Raw genomic sequence first — 2,920 nt, 5'->3', positions numbered from 1 at the left:
CCGGGCAGCGGCAGGCCGCGGTGCAGCTCGGCGGCCAGTCCCGGCGAGCTGCCGCCCTGCTGCAGCCACGGCAGCAGCGCCGCCCAGGTCGCCGGCAGCTGCCCGGCGAGCGAGCGCCACGCCGCCTGCCAGCCATCGTCGGCGCTGGCGCCGAAGGGCAGGGTCTGCAGCGAGTCGATCAGCCGGCGCCAGTCGGTGGCATCGGCATCGGTCTGGCCGGTGGCGGCGCCGAGGCGCAGCAGTTCCTCGACCAGGCCGACGAAGCGCAGGCCCTGGGCGAGCGTGCGCTCGAAGGTGTCGCCGGTGTCGGGGTTGGCGGCCCGCCATGCCGCGAGCGCGGCATCCGGCGTCGGCGCCCGTCCGGCGGCCCCGCTGCGCAGCCATTCCTGCAGTGCGTGGCAGTGCGCGGCGAGCAGTTCGCTCAGGCGGTCGGCGGGGCCCTCAGGGGTGTCCGGCATCGGGGGCGGGTCTCGGCGGGCGGATCAGCGCGGCAGTCTGGAGGCTTTCTCGTACTCGTTCAATTCGCGCAGCCGCTGCGCGCGCTGGCGCAGCTGCGCGAGCTGCTGGCCGCTGGCGTTCGGGGCGCGCAGGCCGATCTCGGCCTGATCGAACGCGGCCTGCACGTCGCCGGAGAGCTCGTAGAACTGGCTCATCGCCAGATGCTTGCCGGCGATGTCGCCGGTCTGCTCGGCGGCGCGTGCGTAGAGTTCCTGCAGCTCGGCCGAATCCGGGCGGCGGCGCAGCTGCTCGTCGAGCAGGCGGATGGCGAGGCGCGGGTCGCCGCGCGTGACCAGCGCCTCGCCGTAGCTCAGCGTCAGCACGTAGTCGTTGCCGTAGGCGCGGCGCAGGGCCTCGTAGGTCGACCAGGCGCGGGCGGTGTTGCCGGTGAGCAGCGCCAGCCGGGCTTCTTCGAGACGCAGCGCCAGCGCCGCGGCGGCCGGGCGCGGCAGCTTCGCCAGTTCGCGCGCGGCGTCGTCGAGGCGCCCGGCGCGTTCGAGCGCGAGCACGTAGCCGTAGCGATCGGCCTCGTCGGTGCCGCCTTCGGCGGCGCGGCGCTCGTGGTCGCGCACCGCCTGCGCCGGCGTGGCGACCGACAGCGCGGCGATGCGCGCGCGCATGTAGCGGTAATAGAGTTCGTCGCCGGGCGTGCGGCCCGTGGGGCGGGTGCGCAGGCTGCGGTTCTCGGTGTCGGCGGCGCGGTTCAGCGCCAGCGGGTGCGTGCGCAGGAACTCCGGAATCTGCGCCGCCGAGCCGGAGAGGTTTTCGAGCCGCCCGAAGAAGCTCGCCATGCCGTTCGGCTCGAAGCCGGCGCGGATCAGCAGGTCGGTGCCGACGCGGTCGGCCTCCTGCTCGTTGGCGCGCGTGAAGTTGACGATGCGCTGGGCGCTCGCCGCCATCGAGCCGACCGCGACCGCCTGACCGATCTGGCCACCACCGCCACCGGCCGCCGCCAGGGCGATGCCGGCCAGCATCGCCGCCATGGTCGGCAGGCCGATGGTCTGGCGATCGGCGTAGGCGCGGGTGATGTGGTGCTGCACGACGTGCGCGATCTCGTGCGCGACGACGCCGGCGAGTTCGCTCTCGCTGCGCGTCTCCAGCATCAGGCCGGTATGCACGCCGATGAAGCCGCCGGGCAGCGCGAAGGCGTTCAGCTCCGGGTCGCGCACCCAGAAGAAGCGCAGCGGGCTGCCCGCGCCATCGGCGTGCAGCGCGAGCCGGCTGCCGAGCGAGGCGAGGTATTCGCTCGCCAGCGGGTCTTCGAGCACGAGGCCGGCGTCCTGGAGCTTCATCAGGATGCGCTGGCCGATGCGCCGTTCGTCCTGCGGGCCGAGCACCTGCTGGGACGGATCGCCCATGTCGGGCAGCGCGATCGACTGCGCGAGGCTTTGCGTGCCGAGGCTCAGCAGCAGCACGCCGAGGATCAGGGTTCGCATCGGGAGCAGATCAACCTCGCTGAGGGCAGGGCGGCGGCCCGGCTTGCCGCGCCGGCGAGCGCGCGACCAGAATGCCGCGCAGCCGCAGGCTGCGTCCGACGCGCCAGCGTATCAGCACGTCACCACCGCAGAGAGGCGCGCACGCCCCATGAATACCGTCATCGACGCCGAACTCGATGCGGCCGGCCTGAACTGTCCGCTGCCGATCCTCAAGACCAAGAAGGCGCTGGCGGCGCTGGCCGGCGGGCAGGTGCTGCGCGTGGTCGCGACCGATCCGGGCTCGGTGCGCGACTTCGAAGCCTACACGCGCCAGACCGGTCACGCGCTGCTGGAAAGCCGCGAGCAGGACGGGCGCTTCGTGTTCGTGATCCGCAAGGCCGGCGGCTGAGCCGCGCCCGCATGGCCCCGACATGAAAATGGTTTCATTCTGCTGCACCTGCAGCATCGGTGTTACACTCCCTGCGAACCGCTTCGTGGTCGTTTCATATCAATTCAATCGCTTGGAGGATTGCCGCAATGCAACAGTGGGTGCCGGAGGAAACCTTGAAGTCCTGGATCGAGGCGCGTGAGCGTTTCTGGGAGCAGTATCGTGCGGCGCTGCCGACCGATACCGATCAGGCCGTCGACGCCTGGCGCTCGCTGCGCGCCCAGCATCTGGCGCTCTGGGAGAAGCTCGTCCATGACACGCTGGCCGGTCAGACGGCCTGGGTCGATCGCCTGTTCGCGCAGCTGTCGAACGCGCCGGCTCCTGAGCGCGTCGTCGAGTTCCGCGGCCAGTTCGAGCAGGGCATCCGGCAGTGGCTGGAGACCCAGGACCGGCTCTGGGGCGAGCTGTTCACGCTGATGCGCGGCGAAGCCCCGGTGGCGGCCGACGTACCGGTCGCCCCGGAAGCCCCGGCGGCCGAACCGGCCCCGGTCGAGCCGGTGTCCCAGGCTCCGGCCGAGCCGGTCTACGAGCAGCCGGCGCCGGTGTATGAGCAGCCGGC

The 2,920-nt window shown here is 72.3% G+C and carries 3 protein-coding genes and 1 pseudogene; 2 read left to right on the top strand and 2 right to left on the bottom strand.

Annotated elements, in window-relative coordinates:
* A partial coding sequence (locus tag PKE44_RS17615) for a hypothetical protein (protein WP_324553868.1) occupies positions 1-458 on the bottom strand: 458 nt, incomplete at its 3' end.
* A gap of 24 nt (positions 459-482) precedes the next feature.
* Entirely contained in the window at positions 483-1,934 is a 1,452-nt protein-coding gene (locus PKE44_RS17610) for a M48 family metalloprotease (RefSeq protein WP_324553865.1), read from the bottom strand.
* Between the two features lie 148 nt (positions 1,935-2,082).
* Here PKE44_RS17610 and PKE44_RS17605 point away from each other — a divergent pair, with 148 nt between their 5' ends.
* Both PKE44_RS17605 and PKE44_RS17600 read left to right on the top strand, forming a co-directional pair.
* Positions 2,083-2,322, top strand: coding sequence for a sulfurtransferase TusA family protein (locus PKE44_RS17605; protein WP_324553863.1), 240 nt, complete (start codon positions 2,083-2,085; stop codon positions 2,320-2,322).
* Between the two features lie 155 nt (positions 2,323-2,477).
* A pseudogene (locus tag PKE44_RS17600) lies at positions 2,478-2,920 on the top strand (hypothetical protein); the annotation flags it as partial.

The sequence above is a fragment of the Plasticicumulans sp. genome (genome assembly GCF_035331805.1).
Lineage (GTDB): Bacteria > Pseudomonadota > Gammaproteobacteria > Competibacterales > Competibacteraceae > Plasticicumulans.
Note: the sequence above shows the minus strand (reverse complement) of the source record. Positions and strands in the feature narration are given on the sequence as shown.